This window comes from Pseudomonas sp. NCIMB 10586, assembly GCF_023127895.1.
GTDB classification, from domain to species: domain Bacteria; phylum Pseudomonadota; class Gammaproteobacteria; order Pseudomonadales; family Pseudomonadaceae; genus Aquipseudomonas; species Aquipseudomonas synxantha_A.
Map to the genome: position 1 here is coordinate 1 of NZ_SPKQ01000039.1, position 1440 is coordinate 1440.

At 58.5% G+C, this 1440-nt stretch carries 1 pseudogene; it reads left to right on the top strand.

The features are described 5' to 3' along the window. Positions 1-174 precede the first annotated feature (174 nt). Positions 175-1389: pseudogene (locus tag E4P01_RS15115) on the top strand (YcaO-like family protein); the annotation flags it as partial. Positions 1390-1440: the final 51 nt, after the last annotated feature.

The window sequence follows — 1440 nt, forward strand, 5'->3', positions numbered from 1 at the left end:
CCGCTCTCACCTCAGTCTAATCCCGGATCAAGACACAAGCGGGCTTGCTCGCTCCTACAGGTCGGTTGGACGTTACCACCGATCGGCAACCCACACGCAAAACCCTGAGACTTCCCGGCGAAACGCTTCATAATGGCCGCCAATTTGTTTAGCTCGTTATTCTGGTGTGCCCGCATGGAAATTAAGGTCAACTTTCTCGACAACCTTCGGCTTGAAGCCAAGTTCGATGACTTCACGGTCATTGCCGACCAGCCCATCCGCTACAAGGGCGATGGGTCGGCACCGGGGCCATTCGATTACTTCCTGGCTTCGTCGGCGTTGTGTGCGGCGTACTTTGTGAAGTTGTACTGCCAGACGCGCAATATTCCCACGGAGAATATTCGCCTGTCGCAGAACAACATCGTCGACCCGGAAAACCGCTACAACCAGATTTTCAAGATCCAGGTCGAGCTGCCGGCGGACATCTCGGACAAGGACCGTCAGGGCATCCTGCGTTCCATCGACCGTTGCACCGTGAAGAAAGTGGTGCAGGCCGGGCCGGAGTTCGTGATTGAGCAGGTGGAAAATCTCGACGCCGACGCCCAGGCGTTGTTGATGCCCAATTCCACGTCCGAGGCGGGCACCTACATTGCTGGCAAGGACCTGCCGCTGGAGCAGACCATCGCCAACATGTCCGGCATCCTCGCCGGGCTGGGCATGAAGATCGAGATCGCCTCGTGGCGCAATATCGTGCCCAACGTCTGGTCGCTGCATGTGCGCGATGCGCATTCGCCGATGTGCTTTACCAACGGCAAGGGCGCGACGAAGGAGGGCGCACTGGCGTCGGCGCTGGGCGAGTTTATCGAGCGGCTCAACTGCAACTTCTTCTACAACGACCAGTTCTGGGGCGAAGAGCTGGCCAATGCGCCGTTTGTGCATTACCCGGATGAGCGCTGGTTTCAGCCGGGACCGGACGATGAGCTGCCGAGTGAAATCCTCGATGCCTACTGCCTGAAGATCTACAACCGCGAGGGCGAGTTGCGCGGTTCGCACCTGTTCGACACCAACTCGGGCAATGAAGCCCGTGGCATTGTCTCGCTGCCGTTTGTGCGCCAGTCCGATGGTGAAGTGGTGTATTTCCCTTCCAACCTGATCGAAAACCTCTACCTGAGCAACGGCATGAGTGCCGGCAACACCTTGGCCGAAGCCCAGGTGCAGTGCCTGTCGGAGATCTTCGAGCGGGCGGTGAAGCGTGAAATCATCGAAGGCGAATTCGCCCTGCCGGACGTACCCGCCGAGGTGTTGGCCAAATACCCTGGCATCCTCGCCGGTATTGAGGGGCTGGAGGCCCAGGGGTTTCCGGTGCTGGTCAAGGATGCATCCCTGGGCGGTGAATTCCCGGTGATGTGTGAATCGCCCCGGATTTTCTAGACACCTTTCAAGCTCATTGCGTAACGCTTT